The sequence below is a fragment of the Streptomyces vilmorinianum genome, assembly GCF_005517195.1.
GTDB lineage: Bacteria > Actinomycetota > Actinomycetes > Streptomycetales > Streptomycetaceae > Streptomyces > Streptomyces vilmorinianum.
The window spans coordinates 809,671-829,586 of record NZ_CP040244.1 but is presented as its reverse complement, the minus strand read 5'-3'; the positions used below and the strand labels follow the sequence as shown (position 1 = coordinate 829,586).

15 protein-coding genes are annotated in these 19,916 nt (G+C 71.1%); 5 read left to right on the top strand and 10 right to left on the bottom strand.

All coding sequences use genetic code 11. The annotated features are described in order from the left end of the window. Nucleotides 1-55: 55 nt before the first annotated feature. Entirely contained in the window at nt 56-748 is a 693-nt protein-coding gene (locus FDM97_RS04065; protein ID WP_137988896.1) for an LPXTG cell wall anchor domain-containing protein, read from the top strand. A 67-nt stretch (nt 749-815) separates the two neighbouring features. On the opposite strand, the gene ppc is transcribed toward FDM97_RS04065, so the two are convergent. Beyond that, nucleotides 816-3,545, bottom strand: a complete 2,730-nt coding sequence (ppc, locus tag FDM97_RS04060; RefSeq protein ID WP_137988895.1) for a phosphoenolpyruvate carboxylase — start codon at nt 3,543-3,545, stop codon at nt 816-818. 227 nt (nt 3,546-3,772) lie between these two features. On the opposite strand from ppc, the gene FDM97_RS04055 reads away from it, so the two are divergent. From FDM97_RS04055 to FDM97_RS04045, 3 genes are all read left to right on the top strand, one after another. Next, entirely contained in the window at nt 3,773-4,747 is a 975-nt protein-coding gene (locus tag FDM97_RS04055; protein ID WP_137988894.1) for an acyl-CoA desaturase, read from the top strand. Beyond that, a complete protein-coding gene (locus FDM97_RS04050) occupies nt 4,744-5,418 on the top strand; it encodes a TetR/AcrR family transcriptional regulator (RefSeq protein ID WP_175439029.1) in 675 nt (224 codons plus the stop codon). The genes FDM97_RS04055 and FDM97_RS04050 overlap by 4 nt, the downstream gene beginning before the upstream one ends. A 229-nt stretch (nt 5,419-5,647) precedes the next feature. Next, a complete protein-coding gene (locus tag FDM97_RS04045) occupies nt 5,648-7,366 on the top strand; it encodes an FG-GAP-like repeat-containing protein (RefSeq protein WP_254705489.1) in 1,719 nt (572 codons plus the stop codon). A gap of 64 nt (nt 7,367-7,430) precedes the next feature. Here FDM97_RS04045 and FDM97_RS04040 read toward each other — a convergent pair whose 3' ends face one another. Beyond that, nucleotides 7,431-8,273: a trans-aconitate 2-methyltransferase gene (locus tag FDM97_RS04040; RefSeq protein WP_137988893.1), complete on the bottom strand. Its 843-nt coding sequence runs from the start codon at nt 8,271-8,273 to the stop codon at nt 7,431-7,433. 131 nt (nt 8,274-8,404) lie between these two features. On the opposite strand from FDM97_RS04040, the gene FDM97_RS04035 reads away from it, so the two are divergent. Next, nucleotides 8,405-8,902, top strand: coding sequence for a MarR family winged helix-turn-helix transcriptional regulator (locus FDM97_RS04035; protein ID WP_137988892.1), 498 nt, complete (start codon nt 8,405-8,407; stop codon nt 8,900-8,902). On the opposite strand, the gene FDM97_RS04030 is transcribed toward FDM97_RS04035, so the two are convergent. From FDM97_RS04030 to FDM97_RS03995, 8 genes are all read right to left on the bottom strand, one after another. Further along, nucleotides 8,861-9,634: a response regulator transcription factor gene (locus FDM97_RS04030; RefSeq protein WP_137988891.1), complete on the bottom strand. Its 774-nt coding sequence runs from the start codon at nt 9,632-9,634 to the stop codon at nt 8,861-8,863. The two genes, FDM97_RS04035 and FDM97_RS04030, sit on opposite strands and share 42 nt — an antisense overlap. A gap of 292 nt (nt 9,635-9,926) precedes the next feature. Then, nucleotides 9,927-11,072, bottom strand: a complete 1,146-nt coding sequence (gene galK / locus FDM97_RS04025; RefSeq protein WP_137988890.1) for a galactokinase — start codon at nt 11,070-11,072, stop codon at nt 9,927-9,929. Next, a complete protein-coding gene (gene galE / locus FDM97_RS04020) occupies nt 11,069-12,040 on the bottom strand; it encodes a UDP-glucose 4-epimerase GalE (protein ID WP_137988889.1) in 972 nt (323 codons plus the stop codon). Before galE ends, galK begins: the two co-directional genes overlap by 4 nt. Beyond that, nucleotides 12,037-13,080 (bottom strand): galactose-1-phosphate uridylyltransferase, encoded by a 1,044-nt coding sequence (gene galT / locus FDM97_RS04015; RefSeq protein ID WP_137988888.1) that lies wholly within the window; start codon nt 13,078-13,080, stop codon nt 12,037-12,039. Before galT ends, galE begins: the two co-directional genes overlap by 4 nt. A 124-nt stretch (nt 13,081-13,204) precedes the next feature. Further along, nucleotides 13,205-13,894 carry a helix-turn-helix transcriptional regulator gene (locus tag FDM97_RS04010; RefSeq protein ID WP_137988887.1) on the bottom strand — a complete coding sequence of 230 codons (690 nt, stop codon included), beginning with the start codon at nt 13,892-13,894 and terminating at the stop codon, nt 13,205-13,207. A gap of 254 nt (nt 13,895-14,148) precedes the next feature. Continuing rightward, nucleotides 14,149-15,918, bottom strand: coding sequence for an outer membrane protein assembly factor BamB family protein (locus tag FDM97_RS04005; protein WP_137988886.1), 1,770 nt, complete (start codon nt 15,916-15,918; stop codon nt 14,149-14,151). Between the two features lie 204 nt (nt 15,919-16,122). Further along, nucleotides 16,123-17,928 (bottom strand): outer membrane protein assembly factor BamB family protein, encoded by a 1,806-nt coding sequence (locus FDM97_RS04000; protein ID WP_137988885.1) that lies wholly within the window; start codon nt 17,926-17,928, stop codon nt 16,123-16,125. 135 nt (nt 17,929-18,063) lie between these two features. Further along, nucleotides 18,064-19,875, bottom strand: coding sequence for an ABC-F family ATP-binding cassette domain-containing protein (locus FDM97_RS03995; protein WP_137988884.1), 1,812 nt, complete (start codon nt 19,873-19,875; stop codon nt 18,064-18,066). Between the last annotated feature and the right edge of the window lie 41 nt (nt 19,876-19,916).

Below are 19,916 nucleotides of genomic sequence, written 5' to 3'. Positions count from 1 at the left end.
CTGCCCCCGCCACCTCCCACGGCAACCCTCTCATCTCCCAGATGGACGACTGCACATGCGACGATCCCTGATTTCCGCCGGCGCGCTGGTCGCCGCCATGGCGGGCTCCCTGGTGCTGGCCCCCGCCGCTTCGGCGGCGGAGGTGCCCTTCCACCACGAGAAGGACCTCCCGCTGACGGCGGCGGAGTTCGAGAACGAGGGCAATGAGGAGTGCCCGGGCATCCCTGACGACAAGGATGGCTGGCACTTCGTCCTGCCCGGCAAGGACGCCGACTTCACCAAGCTGACGGTCACGTTCGACAACGGCACCCCGCTCGTCATCACGGACTTCAGCTCCTTCGGCAACCCCGAGGGCAAGCACGCGTACGTGGCCTCGGCCCCGGGCGCGGAGCTGACGGCCGCGACCGCCGAGATCGACGGTGAGGCCAAGTTCTTCAACCTGTCCCACACCTGCCCGTCCTCGGCGACTCCGACCCCGACGCCGACGACGACGGAGACGACGCCGGAGGAGAGCCCGTCCTCGTCGGAGTCGCCCTCGGAGAGCACGTCCCCGTCGTCCTCGGTCTCCCCGACCGAGTCCGCCTCGGCCGGCGCGACGCCGTCCGCCTCCACCTCGGTCGACGCCGAGGGTGACCTCGCCGAGACGGGCTCCAGCGCCCCCGTCGGCATCATCGCCGCGGCCGCCGTCGCCCTCGCGGGTGCCGGCGCGTTCCTGGTGACGCGCCGTCGCAAGGCCCAGCAGCACTGAGCCCTGTGACGCCAAGTGCCCCCGCCGGATTCCTTTCCGGCGGGGGCACTGTCGTGTGCGGGTGGCGTCAGCCGGTGTTGCGCAGGCCCGCCGCGACGCCGTTGACCGTCAGCAGCAGCGCCCGCGCGAGCAGCGGGTCCTGGTCCTCGCCGCGCTCGGCGGCCGCGCGCTGGCGGGCGAGCAGGGCGACCTGGAGGTAGGAGATCGGGTCCAGGTACGCGTCGCGGATGGCGAAGGTCTGCTGGAGCACCGGGTTGGAGTCGAGCAGCTTCCGGCCGCCCGTCACCTTCAGGACCTCCGCGACGGTGAGCGCGTGCTCCTCCTCGATGGTCGCGAAGACGTGCTTCAGCTCGTCCGGCACCAGCGTGTCGACGTAGTGGCGGGCGATCCGCAGGTCCGTCTTCGCGAGCGTCATCTCGACGTTGGCGAGGAAGTTGCGGAAGAAGTGCCACTGCTCGTACATCTCGCCGAGGACCGCGTCGAGGCCCGCCTCGCGCAGCGCCTTGAGGCCCGAGCCGACACCGAACCAGCCGGGGACGATCTGCCGGGACTGCGTCCAGCCGAACACCCAGGGGATGGCCCGCAGTCCGTCCAGACCGGCGCCGGAGTCGGGCCGCCTCGACGGCCGGGACCCCAGGTGCAGGTCGGCCAGCTGGTCGACCGGCGTCGCGGCGAAGAAGTACGCGGGCAGATCCGGGTCCTCGACCAGGCGCCGGTACGCGGTGTGGGCGGCGTCCGAGACCGTGTCCATGGCCGCGTCCCAGCGGGCCAGCGCCTCGTCGGACTGGCGCGGCGCGGTGTGCAGGGCGGAGGCCTGCAGCGTGGCGGCGACGGTCAGTTCGAGGTTCTCCCGGGCCAGGGACGGGATCAGGTACTTGTCGGAGATGACCTCGCCCTGCTCGGTCACCTTGATCTCGCCCTCCAGGGTGCCCCAGGGCTGGGCGAGGATCGCGTCGTGCGAGGGGCCGCCGCCGCGGCCGACGGTGCCGCCGCGGCCGTGGAAGAGCCGCAGCCGTACGCCGTACCGGTGCGCGACGTCGCGCAGCCGGCGCTGGGCGCGGTGGATCTCCCACTGGCTGGTGGTGATGCCGCCGAACTTGGAGGAGTCGGAGTAGCCGAGCATGACCTCCTGGACGTCGCCGCGCAGCGAGACGAGGCGCCGGTAGGAGGGGTCGGCGAGCATGCCGTCGAGGATGACGTCGGCGGCCTTGAGCTCGTCGGTGGTCTCCAGGAGCGGCACGATGCCGATCTTGGCCCAGCCGGCGTGCAGGTCGATCAGACCGGCCTCGCGGGCCAGGACGGCGGCGGCGAACACGTCGTCGGCACCCTGGCACATCGAGATGATGTACGACTCGATGACCTCGGGGCCGAAGCGCTCGAAGGCCTCCTTGATCGTCCCGAACACGCCGAGGGTCTTGGCCCCGGCCGCGTCCAGCGGGGCGGGCGTCGGCGCGAGCGGCCTCCTCGACCGCAGCTCCTTGGCGAGCAGCTTCTGCCGGTAGTCGCGGGGCATGTCGGCGTACCGCCACGACTCCTCGCCGAGCCGGTCGAAGAGCTGGCCGAGCGCGTGGTGGTGGGCGTCGGCGTGCTCGCGGACGTCCATGGTGGCGAGCTGGAGGCCGAACGCGGACAGGGTGCGGATGGTGCGGTCCATCCGCCCGTCGGCGAACAGGGCGCCGCGGTGCTCGCGCAGCGACGTCTGGATCAGGGCGAGGTCGTGGACCAGCTCGGAGGTGCCGAGGTAGTCGCGGCCCTCCTGGTGCGGGGTGCCCTTGGCCAGGCGCTCGCGGGTGTTGACGAGCTTCTGCCGGATGCAGGTGGCCTTGAGCCGGTACGGCTCCTCGGCGTTGAGGCGCTTGTAGCGGGGGCTGATCTCCGGCAGGCGCTCCAGGTCTCGCTGGAGGGAGGTGAGGAGTTCCTCGGTGGCCCCCGCGTAGCGGATGGAGTTGGAGAGGAAGCCGCGCAGCTCGTCGATGAGGTCGAGGGCGTCGGTGATGCCGTGCTCGTGCTGGAGGATCAGCACGTCCCAGGTCACCTGCGGGGTGACGTTGGGGTTGCCGTCGCGGTCGCCGCCGATCCAGGTGCCGAAGGTCAGCGGGCGGGTCCCGGCGGGCAGCTCGACGCCGACGCGCTCCAGCTCGGCGGCGAGGTCCTCCAGGACGTCGCCGACGGCGCCGGCGTGCAGCTCGTCGAGGTAGTAGATGGCGTTGCGGGCCTCGTCGGCGGGCTCGGGGCGGACCACCCGGAGCTCGTCGGTCTGCCAGACGAGGTCGATGTTCTCGGCGAGCCGCAGGTCGTGGCGGCGCCGGTCGGCCTCGATGACCGGGGTCTCCAGGAGGGCGGCGATCCGGCGCAGCTTGTTGAGGACCGAGCGGCGGGCCGCCTCGGTCGGGTGCGCCGTGAACACGGGCCGTACGTTGAGGTTCCGTACCGTCTCGCGGACGTGCTGCGGGTCGCCGTCCTTGAGCATGTCGGCGGTGCGGGCCAGCAGCCCGCCCTCGGCGGCGCGCTTCTCGCGCATCTCGCGGCCGCGGTGGACCTGCTCGGTGACATTCGCCAGATGGAAGTACGTGGAGAAGGCGCGCACCAGCTTGGTGGCGGTCTCCAGGTCGGTCTCGCCGAGCAGCTCGGCGGCGGCCTCGCCGCCCTCGCGGGTGAGGCGGCGGACCTTCTCGACGAGTTCGAGAAGCTCGTGTCCCTCCTGCCGGACGAGCGTCTCGCCCAGCAGGTCGCCCAGTCGGCGGATGTCGGAACGCAGCTCGGCGCTGGCGGTGGGGGTCTGGTCGGCACTGCTCACAGGTGCGGCTCCTTGCAGTGTTTGAGCACGTCTGGAGGGGTACTGGAGGCTTGCGGACCGCGCTGTCCGACGCCCCCAGGATAGGTGTCCATTTCCGCGGCGCAGCTCACGCCCCTCCTTGTGCCCTCTTGCCGCGCGCCTTTGCGCTGCCATACTTACGTCGCCGTAGGTTACGGTCCCGTAGCCACGGCTTCCTTTCCCTCACCCTCACCCCCCAGGGGACACCCATGACCTCAAGCCCCGAGGTGCTCGAACCCACGGCCACCGCCCAGGATCTGCCCTCCGCCACACTCGGCGGGGACAACAAGCGTTCGATCGAGCAGATCACGCTGCTGCTGTTCATCACGGTGCCCTTCCTGGCGCTGCTCGCGGCGGTGCCGCTGGCCTGGGGCTGGGGAGTGAGCTGGCTCGATCTGGGCCTGCTGGTGGCGATGTACTACATCGGCTGCCACGGCATCACGATCGGCTTCCACCGCTATTTCACCCACGGCTCCTTCAAGGCCAAGCGGCCGCTGCGGATCGCGCTGGCGGTCATGGGCTCGCTCGCGGTGGAGGGCCCGCTGGTGCGGTGGGTGGCGGACCATCGCAAGCACCACAAGTTCTCCGACGCGGAGGGCGACCCGCACTCGCCGTGGCGCTACGGCGAGACCGTGCCGGCGCTCCTGAAGGGCCTGTGGTGGGCGCACATCGGCTGGATGTTCGACGAGGAGCAGACGCCGCAGCACAAGTACGCGCCGGATCTGATCAAGGACCCGGCGATCCGGGCGATCTCGCGGCAGTTCGTGTTCTGGACGATCCTGTCCCTGGCGATCCCGCCGCTGGTCGGCGGTCTGGTGACGATGTCCTGGTGGGGCGCGTTCACGGCGTTCTTCTGGGGCTCGCTGGTCCGGGTCGCGCTGCTGCACCACGTCACCTGGTCGATCAACTCGATCTGCCACGCGGTCGGCAAGCGCCCCTTCAAGTCCCGTGACCGCTCGGGCAACGTGTGGTGGCTGGCCGTGCTGTCCTGCGGCGAGTCCTGGCACAACCTGCACCACGCGGACCCGACCTCGGCGCGGCACGGGGTGCTGCGCGGCCAGGTCGACTCCAGCGCGCGCCTGATCCGCTGGTTCGAGCTGCTGGGCTGGGCGTCGGACGTGCGCTGGCCGAACGCCGCCCGGATCGAAGCCCGCCGCCGGGGCGAGCCCATCGACGCGGCATGATGGAGAACGTGGCGATCGACGGCAGTAGCAGCAGCGAGAACAAACCCCGGCGTGGCCGCCGGGTGAGGATGACGGGCGCGGAGCGCCGGGAGCAGCTGCTGGACATCGGCCGGACGCTCTTCGCCGAGAAGGGCTTCGAGGGCACGTCGGTGGAGGAGATCGCGGCGAAGGCCGGGGTCTCCAAGCCGGTGGTGTACGAGCACTTCGGCGGCAAGGAGGGGCTGTACGCGGTCGTGGTCGACCGGGAGATGCGCCAGCTGCTCGACATGGTGACCGGGGCGCTGACCGCCGGCCATCCCCGTGAGCTCCTGGAGCAGGCCGCCTTCGCGCTGCTCGACTACATCGAGCGGTACACGGACGGCTTCCGGATCCTGGTCCGCGACTCGCCGGTGGCCCAGTCGACCGGCACCTTCGCCTCGCTGATCAGCGACATCGCCACGCAGGTCGAGGACATCCTGGGCCTGGAGTTCAAGGCCCGCGGCTTCGACCCGAAGCTGGCCCCGCTGTACGCGCAGGCCCTGGTGGGCAGTGTGGCGCTGACGGGCCAGTGGTGGCTGGACGTGCGCAAGCCGAAGAAGGCTGAGGTCGCGGCTCACCTGGTGAATCTGGCGTGGCACGGCCTGGACGGCCTGGAGCAGAAGCCGCGGCTGATAGGGCACCGCAAGGCGTGATCCCGGCCGCGGGGCCGTCCCACCCGCAAGGCGTGATCCCGGCAGCCGGGGCGGGATCCGGCTGCCGGGGAAATCCGTTGATCACCTGTCGTCGAACAGCGGTATGCTCCCCTCCACATCCGGGGGGGTGTTCGCCGTTCGTACGCGTTTTCTGCCGTACGAACGCGTCGCGGACCCCTCGTACCCGGTCCGTTGATTTTTCCGATCCCTGGGGGGGATCTTGCGTTCTGTGCAGTCCACCCGTGCACGCCGTATCGCGGCCTGCACCGCTCTTGTTCTCTCCGCCGGCATGCTGCTGGCGGCTCCCGCGTCGGCCGCCGACCCGGCGCCGCGTCCCACCGCCGAGAGGACCGAGCCCGCCTTCACCCTGCCGGCGAAGCCGGACCTCCCGAAGAAGGAAAGCGCTCGCGCCGGGATCGCCGGGGCGACCGTGGCCGGTACCCAGCCGCTGCGTTCCGACTTCGACGGTGACGGCACGAGCGACCTGATCTTCCGCGCAGCCGACGGCAACGTCTACACCGTCCCGACCACGGCCGCGGGCGGCGCGTTCTACCGCAACGACGGTGCCACGACGTTGGTGAAGGACATCATCCCGATCGGCGACCAGGACGGGGACGGCACGGGCAGCCCCGAGGTCCTCATGCTGTCGCAGACCGGCACGCTCTCCCTCTACGGGGACGCCACCGACACCTACGGGAACTTCCGCTGGTCCGGTGCCGGCTGGACGATCTACAACAAGGTCTTCTCGCCGGGTGACGTCAGCGGCGACGGGAAGGCGGACCTGCTGGCCCGCCAGCCCAACGGCGAGCTGTACCTGTACGTGGCCACGGGCAACCCGGCCGTCCCCTTCAAGGCGCGCGTCCTGGTCGGCGGCGGCTGGGGGGTCTACGACCACCTGGTGGGCCTCGGCGACAACGACGGTGACGGCCTGGCCGACATCATCGCCCGCGCGCCTTCCGGTGCCCTCTTCTACTACGGCAGCACGGGCAACACGGCCGCGCCGTTCAAGGCGCGTACGGACATCGGTACCGGCTGGAACACGTACAACCAGGTCATCGGTATCGACGACTTCAGTGGCGACGGCTTCGGCGACCTGCTCGCCCGCGGCCAGGACGGCTCGCTGTGGCAGTACACGGGCACCGGCACGGGCCGCTTCAACGCCCGTGAGCAGATCAGCGGGGCCGGCGACTGGGCGGGCATCGCGCAGTTCGGCGGCGCGGGCAACAACCCGCACACCGGCAAGGACGGGGTCCTGGCGCGCGACACCCAGGGCACGCTCTTCTGGTACGGCACGATGTACACGGGCACGCTCACCGCCCGCGAGCAGATCAGCGACACCGGCGGCTGGGCCGGGACGACCGTCATCCACTCCTCGGACCTCAACGCGGACGGCACGTCCGAGATCGCGGAGGTCTACGGCGGCCGCCTCTGGGTCAACGGTGACTACATCGGCGCCGGCTGGGACATCTACAACCACGTGTTCGGTCCCGGTGACCTGAGCGGTGACGGCAGGGGCGACCTGCTGGCGCGTGACCGCTCCGGCAACCTGTACCTGTACCGCTCCCACCCCTCGGGCACCGGCTTCCAGACCCGGATCAAGATCGGTGCCGGCTGGGGCGGGTACGACCGGATCGTCGGTGCGGGCGACCTCACCAACGACGGTCTGAGCGACATCGTGGCCCGTACCCCGGGCGGCGCGCTGTACCTGTACCCGGGCACGGGTCAGGCCGGCTACGCGTTCAAGGGCCGGCTGCAGATCGGCACCGGCTGGAACACGTACACCAAGCTGGTCGCCCCGGGCGACCTCAACGGTGACGGCAAGGGTGACCTTCTCGGCGTGACCTCGACGGGCGACCTCTACCGCTACCTCGGTGGTACCGGCCAGGGCACGCTCAGCCCCCGGGTCAAGATCGGCTACGGCTACAAGATCTACAACACCATGTCGTAACGCCCTCCCGGGCCCCGCACGAAGGGCGCCCCGCACCGGGTCTCCGGTGCGGGGCGCCCGTGCGTCATGGCGCCTTCCTCGCCACCGCGAAGATGCGGCGGAACGGGAAGACCGTGCCGTGCGGCCCCGGCGGATACGCCTCCCGCAGCAGGTCGCGGTACTGGGTCAGGAAGGCGTCCGTCGCCTCCTGGTCGCCCTCCAGTGCCGTCAGTACGGGGCGCAGTGCCGTGCCCTTCACCCAGTCGAGTACCGGGTCGGCGCCCTGCAGGAGCTGTGAGTAGGTGGTCTCCCAGACATCGGTCTCGCAGCCGAGGTCCACCAGGCGGTTGAGGTAGTCGGCCGGGTCGAGGACATGGACGAAGCGGCGGCCCTCGCCGTCGAGGCGGTCGCGCCATTGAGGGGTGTCGCAGAGCTCGCCGAGCAGGGCGTGGCTGGGCGAGACGAAATTGCCCGGGACCTGGAAGGCGAGCGTTCCGCCGGGCTTGAGGCCGTCGATCCAGGGGGCGAAGGACTCGGGATGGTTCGGGACCCACTGGAGTGCGGCGTTGGAGACGATCAGGTCGTAGGGCTCTTCGGGGGTCCAGTGCGCGGCGTCGGCCGGCCGGAAGTCGATCCAGCCGCCGCCCGCGGTCGTGCCGGCCCAGTCCTTCTCCGCTCGTTCCAGCATGTCGGGCGAGAGGTCGAAGCCGGTGATGTGGGCGTCGGGCCAGCGGTCGGCGAGCTGGACGGTCACATTGCCCGGGCCACAGCCCAGATCGGCGATCCGGGCGGGGCGGTCTTGGGTGGGGAGATGCTCTATTCGGGCGAGCAGATCGAGAAACGGGCGCGTGCGGTGGCCGGAGTGGCGGAGGTACTGCTGCGGATCCCACGTCGGTGAGACGGATGCGGACGATGGTGCGGAATGCATGTTCGAGCCCCCTTGCTGGAACGAGCTGCCGAAGCGGAACAAGGTTCCGGCCCGGTCCTTCCCCATAGTCCAGCCGACTATATCTTGACGTCAAGAGACTTTATGTCAACAGACCCTCTACACTGATCGTCATGGAGGACGAGGTCGACCGGTTGGTCGCTGCATGGCGCCGAGAGCGCCCGGACCTCGACGTGGAACCGCTCGAGGTGCTGAGCCGCGTCTCACGGCTCGCCCGCCACCTCGACCGCGCCCGTCGGCTCGCCTTCGCCGAGCACCAGCTGGAGCCCTGGGAGTTCGACGTCCTCACGTCACTGCGCCGGGCCGGCGTCCCGTACCAGCTCTCCCCCGGCCAGCTCCTCACCCAGACACTGGTCACCTCGGGCACCATGACCAACCGCATCGACAGGCTCACCAAGAAGGGCCTGGTCGAGCGGCTCCCCGACCCCAGCGACCGGCGCGGGGTCCTGGTCCGCCTCACCCCCGAGGGCCGCGACCGGGCCGACCAGGCGCTCGCCGGACTGCTCGCCCAGGAGCGGGCCATCCTGGCCCAGCTCTCCCGCGGCCAGCGCGGCGAACTGGCCGGTCTACTACGCCAGCTGACCGCCCCGTTCGACAACATCCCCGGCTAGCTCGGCCGGGCCGACCCCGGCCCTGCGCGCCAGCGCGACCGCGGCCAGAGTGGAGTGGACGCCCAGCTTCCCGAGCACGTTCTGCATATGCGTACGGACGGTGTGCGGGGACAGGAACAGCCGCTCGGCGACCGCCTTGCGGCCCAGGCCCGCCACCATGCAGCGCAGCACCTCCCGCTCGCGCGGGGTCAGCGACTCCACGAGCCGTTCGCTCTCGGTGCGGTGCTTGCGGGCGGCCGTCAACTCCCGCAGGACGCCGGTGAGAAGCGCGGGCGGCAGATGCGTCTCGTCGCGCAGGACCCCCCGGATCACGGCGAGCAGCCGCTGCAACGAGCAGTCCTTGGCCACCCAGCCCGAGGCCCCGGCCTGCAGCGCGAGCGCGGCCCGGTGCGGATCGTCCTTCTCGGCGAGGACGACGGTACGGACGGCGGGCTGGAGCGAGCGGACCCCGGCGACCAGCGAGATGCCGTCGACGACGCCCTCTCCGGTGTCCGGTACGACCCGGGCGACCGCCACCGACGCCGCCGGCCCGGTCACCGTGCCCAGGTCGGCGTCGGCCAGCATCACGTCGTACCGGCGCCCCTCGGCGGCCGCGCGCTCCAGGCAGCGCAGCGCGGCCGGGCCACTGCCCGCGGCGGAGACGTCGACGTCGGGCTCCGCCGCGAGGGCGGCGGCCAGCGACTCGGCGAAGATGCGGTGGTCGTCCACCACAAGGACCCGGATACGACCCACGGACACCCCCAAGTGTCGAGGAACGGACCGGCGCGGGTACGGCGCCGGGGACGGGTCCGTCGATCGCACGGCCGCCGCCGTGCATGACTGTTACCCCGTCCCGGGCGCCGTACCCGACTGGCTCTCGCCCCCTGATCAGCACCGGCCCCCACCGGTGCTGTGCATCAGAGTACGGGCGAGGGCCCACCATGGAAGGCGATTTGCGGAACTGGCCGAACACGGTGGGTACTGCTGGGCCGCATGTGTCGGTTCGCGACAGAAGTCGACAATTCCGGGGGGACGTTCGGCATCCTCACTGGCGCCGGGCACCCGCCGAGGGCACGGCGGGGAAGATCCGCGGGGCGGTGAACCCGGCCTCGGCGAAGGCCTTCTCGACCGCGGCGGCCACCGCGTCCGCGTCCCGCTCCGCCACGAGCACGATCGCCGAGCCGCCGAAACCGCCGCCCGTCATCCGCGCACCGAGCGCGCCGGCCGCGTTCGCCGCCTCGACCGCGAGGTCCAACTCGGCGCAGGAGACCCGCAGATCGTCCCGGAGCGAGGCGTGGCCCTCGGTGAGGACCGGGCCGACCGCCGCCGTGTCCCCGGCGTCGAGGAGGGCGATGGTCCGCTCGACCCGGTGGTTGTCCGAGACCACGTGCCTGACACAGCGTCGCACGGACTCCGGTTCGCCACTCAAACGTGCGAGGGCGTCGGGCAGTTGCGCGTACGGGACTTCGCGCAGTGTGCGTACCCCGAGCGCCCGCGCACCGGCTTCACACCCAGCGCGCCGCTCCGCGTACGCGCCGTCGCCGAGCGCGTGCTTCACCCGGGTGTCCACCACCAGGAGCCGCAGCCCCTGCGCGGCGAGGTCGAACGGCACCTGACGGTACGAGAGATCGCGGGTGTCGAGGAAGAGGGCGTGCCCCTCGACCGTGCACGCGGACGCCATCTGGTCCATCACCCCGCAGGGGACGCCGACGAAGGCGTTCTCCGCGCGCTGGGCGAGGACGGCGAGCTCGGGGCGGCTCAGGCCGAGCCCGAACAGGTCGTTCAGGGCGAGCGCGGTGACGACCTCCAGGGCGGCGGAGGACGAGAGCCCGGCCCCGGTCGGCACGGTCGAGGTGAGATGGATGTCCGCGCCCGTGATCGGGTGGCCGGCCTCGCGCAGGGCCCAGACGACACCGGCCGGGTACGCGGCCCAGTCGGTGCCCGAGAGCGGCTCCAGCGACGCGACGTCGAGCCGGACGACTCCGCCCTCGACGTCCGCGGAGTGGACCCGAAGGATGCCGTCCGTACGCCGGGCGACGGCGGCGACCGCCGTGTGCGGCAGGGCCAGCGGCATGACGAAACCGTCGTTGAAGTCGGTGTACTCACCGATGAGGTTCACCCGCCCGGGGGCGGCCCAGATACCTTCCGGCTCCACCCCGTACAGCGCCTCGAACTCCGCCAGTACGCTCATGCGCCTCGCTGCTCCCTCTCCCTCGTGAACGCCCACGCGTCCCGCACGATGTCCGCCAGGTCCGGGCGGGACGGATTCCAGCCGAGCCGCTCGTGGGCGGTCTCCGCCGAGGCGACGAGCACGGCCGGATCGCCGGCCCGGCGCTCGGCCATGACCTCGGGGATCGGGTGTCCGGTCACCTTGCGCACGGTCTCGACGACCTCGCGCACGGAGAAGCCGTTGCCGTTGCCGAGGTTGCAGATCAGGTGCTCGCCGGGGGTCATGGCGCCCAGGGCGAGGAGATGGGCCTCGGCGAGGTCGGCGACGTGGATGTAGTCGCGGACGCAGGTGCCGTCGGGGGTCGGGTAGTCGTCCCCGTACACGTTGATCGCCTCGCGCCTGCCGAGGGCGACCTGGAGGACGAGCGGGATGAGGTGCGACTCGGGGTCGTGCCGCTCGCCGCAACCGCCGTAGGCACCGGCCACGTTGAAGTAGCGCAGGGAGACGGCGGCCAGGCCGTGCGCGGTGCACTCGCTTCTGATCATGTGGTCGACGGCGAGTTTGGTGGCGCCGTACGGGCTGGTCGGCGCGGTGGGCGCGGACTCGGTGATCGGGACGGACGCGGGCTCGCCGTAGGTGGCGGCCGTGGAGGAGAAGACCAGCTTGCGCACGCCGGCCTCGCGCATGGCGGCGAGCAGCGCCGTCGTGCCGCCGACGTTGTTCTCCCAGTACTTCTCGGGCTTGGCGACGGACTCGCCGACCTGGGAGAAGGCGGCGAAGTGCAGGACGCCGTCGTACGAACCGTCCAGCCACCGGGCGGCGTCCTGGATGCGGCCCTCGATGAACCGGGCCCCCGCCGGGACGGCCTCGGCGAAGCCGGTGGAGAGGTCGTCGAGGACGGTGACCTCGTGGCCCTCCTCCAGCAGATGCGCGGCGACCACACTGCCGACGTAGCCGGCTCCGCCCGTCACCAGGTACTTCGACGTCACTTGGTCGCCACCTCTCGCAGTCGCTCGGCCGCCGCCTCCGGCGGCACGTCGTTCATGAACGCGCCCATGCCGGACTCGGTGCCCGCAAGGTACTTCAGCTTGCCCACGGCCCGGCGCACGGTGAACAGCTCCAGGTGCAGAGCGAACTCCTCCCGCCGCTCGTCCGTGAACGGCGCCTGGTGCCAGGCGGCGATGTAGGGCGTCGGCGGCTCGTCCGGGCCGAAGATCCGGTCGAATCGCTTCAAGAGTTCCAGATAGGTCTGTGGGAACTCTGTGCGGGCGGCGTCGTCGAGCGCCCGCAGGTCGGGCACCCGCCGGGTCGGGTACAGGTGGACCTCGTACGGCCAGTGGGCGGCGTAGGGCACGAAGGCGATCCAGTGCTCGTCCTCCAGGACCACGCGGGCGCCGTCGGCGCGCTCGCGGTCGACGAGGTCGTCGAAGAGGTTGCCTCCGGTGCGCGCGTGGTGCTCGGCGACCTGGCGCTGCATCAGGGCGGTACGGGGGGTGGTGAACGGGAACGCGTAGACCTGGCCGTGCGGGTGGCCGAGGGTGACGCCGATCTCGGCGCCCCGGTTCTCGAAGCAGTAGACCTGCTCGACGCCGTCCCGCTCTGCGAGCTCGGCGGTCCGGTCGGTCCAGGCGTCGAGCACGAGCGCGGCCCGCTCGGGGGTGAGGTCGGCGAAGGAGGCGTCGTGGTCGGAGGTGAAGCAGACGACCTCGCAGCGTCCGGCGTGCTCGCTGAGCGAGGGGAAGCGGTTCTCGAAGACGACGACCTCGTAGTCGTCCGAGGGGATCTCGCTCTGCCGCCCGTCACGGGAGGGGCAGAGCGGGCACTCGTCGGCGGGCGGGAGGTGGGTGCGCGTCTGCCGGTGGGAGGCGATCACGACGGAGTCCCCGAGGAGCGCGTCGTACCGGACCTCGGAGGCGGACGTGACGGGGTCGAGCGGGCGGGCGTCGACGGCGTCGCGGACGGCGTCGTCCCCTGCGTCGTAGTAGATGAGCTCGCGCCCGTCGGCGAGGGTGGTGACGGTCTTCTTCACGGGGTGTCGTCCTCAGCGGGAAACCAAACAGAACCACGCACAAGGAACCACAATCCAACATCGGAGTCAACGCCAAGCCACCCCTCGTCGGGGGTGACTGTTCCCCTGCGGAGGCCCCCAGGGCCTAGGTGCGTTCGCTCCGGGCCCCCGGCACAGGCGCCCGATCCAGAAGCCCCGTCCGCGCGGCGAGCGCCGCCGCCTCCAGGCGCGACCCCACGCCGAGCTTCATCAGCACCCGCTGCACATGCGTCCGCGCCGTGCTCGGCGCGATCCCCATCCCCGCGGCGATCAGCCGCGTGTCCTCCCCCTCCGCCACCCGGACGAGCACCTCGACCTCGCGCGGCGTCAGCATCCGCAGCAGCCGCTGCCCCTCGTCGTCCGGCTGCGCCACCGGGTTGAGGAGCTCCTCGAAGGCCCCCTGGAGGAGCTGCGGCGCCACCGCCGCCTCCCCCGCCCGCGCCTTGATCAGCGCCCGCTCCACACCCTCGATGCGCTCGTCGTGCCGTACGTATCCCGAGGCGCCGGCCGCGAAGGCGGCCGCGATCCCGCGCGGCGACGGCACCGGACCGAGCACCACGACGGCCACCTGCGGCCGCTCACGCTTGATCCGTACGATCGGGTCGAAGGCGCCCGGCTCGGCCGGGGCGGCCGTGCCGAGCAGGCACACCTCCGGCGCCCGGCTCACCACCAGCTCCGCCGCGCCCGCCACCGGCGCGGCCGCCGCGAGCACGCGGTGCCCGCGCAGTTTCAACGCCGAGGCGAGCGCCTCGGCGAGCAGTCGGTGGTCGTCGACCACCATGAGCCGCACGCCCATCGAGCAACCCCTCTGTCCCCCCTGAAGCCGTCCCCCGGCCCCAGCCACTCCGATGACCCGGCAAGTTACACGCTCCTGCCGCTCTACGTTCCCCGAACTCCGGCACAAGACCACCTCCGGGCCGAAATCCCCCTGGCTGTGGGCAAAGTGGCGAGACGTCGGCAAACCTGGCACCTGTGGACCGACCCCCGGTCCGGACAACGAAAGCGGGCCCCTCCGGTCGCCCGGAGAGGCCCGCTGTCATGCCGCCGCCGTCAGCTCGTGACGTCGAAGGCGACCACCAGGTACTTCTTCCCGTACTGGGAGTCGGTCTCGCGCGTCTTGCTCACGAGGCCCTGGGAGATGAAGAACCGGCCCCCGGCGTAGAGGAACTCGGAGCCGTTCGGGGTGAAGCTCGTCTCGGCGTCGCGCACCGTCTTGTCGGACGGGTTCTCCATCAGGAGCGTCGGCTTCATGGTGCCGCCGTCGATGGAGACGATCTGGCCGCCCTTGTCGTACGGCGGGATCTTGTACGCGATGATGTTGCCGCCGTCCATCCGCAGCGGCATCAGCGTGTACCGGTCACCCGCGTCCGCCTTCTCCGCGACCGTCTTCCCGGTGGCCAGGTCGAACGCGATGATCTCGTTCGTCTCGTCGCCGTACTCGCCGGTGCTGCCCTCGTGCTCCTCGGTCGGCACGTACAGCCGCCCGTTGCCGACGACCAGGTTCATGCAGTTCTCGACCTCGGTCGAACGGCAGCGGCCCGCGAACCGGTCCGCGTCCGCCGCGATCTTGGCCTTCAGCTTGCCGGTCTTCTCGTCGATCGAGAAGAAGTCGGAGATGCCACTGCCGTCACCGGCGGTGTCACCGACGTCGGCCGCGACGACGAGCGGCTTGGAGGAGACGATCGAGGCGTACTCCACGCCCGCGGGCATCTTGTACTGGGAGACCGGCGCGCCCGTCGTCGGGTTGAGGTTCTGGATGACGACGTACTGGCTGCCGTACGAACCGCACTTGCGCGCCGCGACGAGGCCCTCGCCGCCGCCGTACCCCATGTCGTAGCAGTTCTGGGCGTTGGTCTGCGGCTTCCAGCGCGGGTTGCCGTTGGCCACGTCGAAGGCGGCGCCGCCGTCAGTGCCGCCGGCCGCGACGGTCGTGCCGCTCAGCGTGACCTCGCTGAACCGCACCTTCTCGTCCCCGGCCGAGCCGCCGGTGACCGAAGACGTCCACAGCAGCTTGCCGTTGTTCAGGTCGACCAGGCCGACCTCGGTGCACTTCTGGTAGTACTTCGGCGGAACGCGCTTGGTCGCCTCGAAGAGGATCGGCGTCTTGCCGTCGGCCGAGACGTGGCGCGAGGTGCCGCAGACCTGGCCGGGCAGGGGCAGGGTCCAGATCGGGGTGCCCTTGTCGAGGTCGTGGCCGACGATCGAGTTGACGCCCGTCTTGACGTACGCCTTCTCGGTGAGCCAGGAGCCGGTCATGTCGGTGAGGTCGGCGACCTTCGGCTGGGGCAGCTGGAAGGACAGCTTGGCCTGGGTGTTGGCGGCCGGCTTCTCCTTGCCGTTGCCGCCGAGCCCGTTGCCGCCCGTGCCCTGGCCGCCCTGGCCCTGGGACGCACCGGAGCCGCCCTTGGCGTTGCCCGGCTGCTCGTCGTCACCGGAGGTGGCGTACCAGACGCCGCCGCCGACGATCAGGACGACGGCGACCACGGCCGCGATGACGATCTGCATCTGCGTGGAGAGCTTCTTGCCGCCGGAGGGCCCGGGCTGGGGCGCCTGCGGGTACTGCGGCTGGGTCGGGTACCCGTACGGCTGCTGCTGCGGCTGCTGCTGCGGGTACCCGTACTGCGGCTGCGTCGGCGGCTGCTGGGGGTACCCGTACGGCTGCTGGGGCTGCGCCGGCGGCTGCTGCGGGTATCCGTACGGCTGCTGCGGCGGAGGCGTCGGCGCGCCGAAACCTCCCGGCGGGGGGTCCTGCGGCGCACCGAAACCCCCCGGCGGCGGGCCGGGCGGCTGGTTGGGCGGGGGCGGTGGGGGTTGAGTCATGGCGTACGCACCTCTGGAGTATCGGAAGCGGGGAAAGGCGGACGGGTCCGGAGCCGGCGGCACCGGTCGCTCCCCGAGCCCGCCTTCTCCTTGACGGCGACGGCGACGGCGATCCGGCCGTCCGGCGCGCGATGGTGTCTCCGGGCAGCCGGGGCTGCGGGCGGCCCCGGCTGCCTCGGAGTGGTCATCGGCGTCGGACCGGCGTCACTTGCTGAAGGCCATCATCGTCTTGGTCTCTTTCTCCTCCGCGTCGTTGCGGGCGCTGACGCGGCCGGCGGCCACGACGAAGGTGCCGTTGGAGTAGACGTAGGACGCGTCGTAGTAGTCGTTCTCGATCTCGGCCGTCGACACCGGGTGCTGCAGCACGATCTTCGGGGCGCCGCCCGTCGGGGCGAGCGTGGCGACCGCGCCGCCCGCGTCGTACAGCGGACTCATGTAGAGCAGGACCTCGGAGCCCTCCATGCCCAGCGGCGTGAGCGTGCGCTCGGCGGGAGCGGCGGCGCGCCACTTCTGCTTGCCGGTGTTCAGGTCGAAGGCGACGACGGCGTTGGCCGTGCGGTAGCTGCCGGAGTCGGTGGCCATGTAGAAGGTGTTGGCGTCGGCGGCGACACCGACGCAACCCTGCAGGTTCCGGCCGAAGATGATGAACGAGCCGCCGCAGTCGGGGGCGTACTTGTCGTTGCCGCCCTGGATGTTCGAGCGGAGCTTGCCGTCCGCCGTCAGGGCGAAGACGGACCACTTCTTCTCCTCGCGCTGCTGCGCGGAGACGACCAGCGGGTTCACCGAGTAGATCTTGTCGACCTCCCAGTTCGCGCTGAGACGGAACGTCCACCGGGGCTTTCCGGTGTTCGGGTCGACCTCGCTGATCTGCTCCTGCTTCTTGCTCGCGTCGCCGGTACGGCAGCTGGCGGCCGCGATCAGCTTGGGCCCGCCCGCGAAGGCGTAGGGCTGGCAGCTTCCGGTCGGCGGCTTGGCGAAGAGCTGCTTGCCGTCGCTCAGCGAGAAGCCCCACGAGTTGTTGGTGCCGGCCGCCGTCACCGTGTTGCCGCTGATGGCGAGCGTGATGTCGGAGAGGGAGCTGAAGCCGGTGCCCTTGTCGAGGGCCTTCTTCCAGCCCGCCTTGCCGGTCTTCAGGTCGACCTGCTGCAGGACGGTGCAGTCGGCCCGGTCGCCCGCCTTGTCCTTGACGCCGATGACCGTGGTGCCGTCGGGGCCGGGCTCGGGGGCGGCGGCGCACACCTCGAAGGGCAGGTCCAGGTGCCACTTCGAGGCGCCGTCGGCGAGTCCGTAGCCGTCGATGCCCTTGTACATCGCCTTGGCGACGACGTCGCCGACGACCCACGGCCCGAAGACGTCGGCGCCGTTCCTGGGCAGGTCGACGTTGTTCTTGAGCAGCCAGTTGACCTTCGCCTCGCCGGGCTTGCGGCCGGCGTTGAGGTCGTCCTCGCCGTTGCGGCCGTTCCCGTCGCCGTTGCCGTCGCCCTGGTCGATGGACTCGCTCGGCTTCGGGGTGCCGCTGGTGGCGGTCGGCTTCGCGACCGGCTTCTCCTCCTCGTCACCGCTGAGGGCGAACCAGGTGCCGCCGCCGATGACGAGGAGTCCGGCCACCGCCGCGGCGATGATGACGCCGGGCTTGCCCTTGAAGGGGTTGCCGCCTCCGGAGGGGGTGGGGGCAGCGGGGTACTGGGGCTGGGTGGGGTAGCCGCCGTAGGGGCCCGGCTGTCCCCCTGGGCCCTGCGGCCCGGGAGGTGCCCCCAGCCCATAGGGGCCGGGCTGCTGGCCGTACGGTCCCGGCTGCTGCTGCGGGTATCCGTAGCCGGGCTGGGGCGCCTGCTGCGGATAGCCGTAACCGGGCTGCGGCGGCTGGTTGTAGGGACCGGGCGCGGCGGGCGGCGGCGTCTGCGGGGCCGGCGGAGCCTGCGGCGGGACCGGAGGCATGGGCGGCACGCCGCCCTGATTCGGGTCCGATGCGCCGAAGCCCGGCGGCTGGTTGCTGGGCGGCTGGGTCATCAGCGCGTTCCCCCTTGATGTGAGCGGGTTTTCTTTCTACCACTCACGGGTTGACGCAAAAACGACCGGTCCTCCCCTTGTTCCCAAGGGAGGACCGGCCCGTGATGCCCTCGTTACGCGTTTTCCACGAGTCCTCTACGCGTCCTCGGCCAGTTCCAGCCAGCGCATCTCCAACTCCTCGCGCTCCCCCGCCAGTTCCCGCAGCTCCGCGTCGAGCTTCGCCACCTTCTCGAAGTCTGTGGCGTTTTCGGCGATTTGTGCGTGCAGCTTGGCCTCCTTCTCGGAGACCTTGTCGAGCTGACGCTCGACCTTCTGCAGCTCCTTCTTCGCGGCGCGGGCGTCGGCGGCGGACAGACCCGGCTTCTGCTGCGTGGCCGCCTGCGTCGGGGCCGGCGTCGGCACCGACGCCTCGATCATCTTCTGCCGCCGCTCCAGGTACTCGTCGATCCCGCGCGGCAGCATCCGCAGCGTCTGGTCGCCGAGGAGGGCGAACGTCCGGTCCGTCGTCCGCTCGATGAAGAACCGGTCGTGGGAGATGACGACCATGGAGCCAGGCCAGCCGTCGAGGAGGTCCTCCAGCTGGGTGAGGGTCTCGATGTCGAGGTCGTTGGTGGGCTCGTCGAGGAAGAGGACGTTCGGCTCGTCCATCAGCAGGCGCAGCAGCTGGAGGCGGCGCCGCTCGCCACCGGACAGGTCGCCGACCGGCGTCCACTGCTTCTCCTTGGAGAAGCCGAACTGCTCGCAGAGCTGACCGGCGGTCATCTCCCGGCCCTTGCCGAGGTCGACCCGGTCGCGGATCTGCTGGACGGCCTCCAGGACCCGCAGCGTGGCGGGGAGTTCGGTGACGTCCTGGGAGAGGTAGGCGAGCCGTACGGTCTTGCCGACGACGACCTTCCCGTCGGCGGGCTGGATGTCGCCGTGGCTGACGGCCGCGTTGGCGAGTGCGCGCAGCAGCGAGGTCTTGCCGGCGCCGTTGACGCCGACCAGACCGATGCGGTCGCCGGGCCCGAGCTGCCAGGTGAGGTGCTTGAGCAGTGTCTTCGGGCCGGCGGTGACGGTGACGTTCTCCAGGTCGAAGACCGTCTTGCCGAGCCGGGCGTTGGCGAACTTCATCAGCTCGGAGGTGTCGCGCGGCGGCGGCACGTCGGCGATCAGCTCGTTGGCGGCCTCGATGCGGTAGCGGGGCTTGGAGGTACGGGCGGGGGCGCCGCGCCGCAGCCAGGCCAGCTCCTTGCGCATCAGGTTCTGCCGCTTGGTCTCCTCGGTGGCGGCGATGCGCTCGCGCTCGGCGCGGGCGAAGACGTAGTCGGAGTAGCCGCCCTCGTACTCGTGGACGTCTCCGCGCTGCACGTCCCACATGCGGGTGCAGACCTGGTCGAGGAACCAGCGGTCGTGGGTGACGCAGACGAGCGCGGAGCGGCGCTCCTGGAGGTGCTTGGCGAGCCAGGAGATTCCCTCGACGTCGAGGTGGTTCGTCGGCTCGTCGAGGACGATCAGGTCCTGGTCCTCGATGAGGAGCTTGGCGAGCGCGATCCGGCGCCGCTCGCCACCGGAGAGAGGCCCGATGACGGTGTCGAGCCCGTGCTCGAACCCGGGCAGGTCGAGCCCGCCGAAGAGCCCGGTGAGCACGTCGCGGATCTTGGCGCTGCCGGCCCACTCGTGGTCGGCCATGACCCCGATGACCTCGTGCCGGACGGTGGCCTTCGGGTCGAGCGAGTCGTGCTGCGTGAGCACGCCGAGCCGCAGCCCGCCACTGTGCGTGACGCGGCCGGTGTCGGCCTCCTCCAGCTTGGCGAGCATCCGGATGAGGGTGGTCTTGCCGTCACCGTTGCGTCCCACGACGCCGATCCGGTCGCCCTCGGAGACGCCGAGCGAGACGCCGTCGAGCAGGGCACGGGTGCCGTACACCTTGCTGACAGCCTCGACATTGACCAGGTTGACGGCCACTTTGACTCCTGTACGGGGGGACGATCGACGTCCAAGGGTAG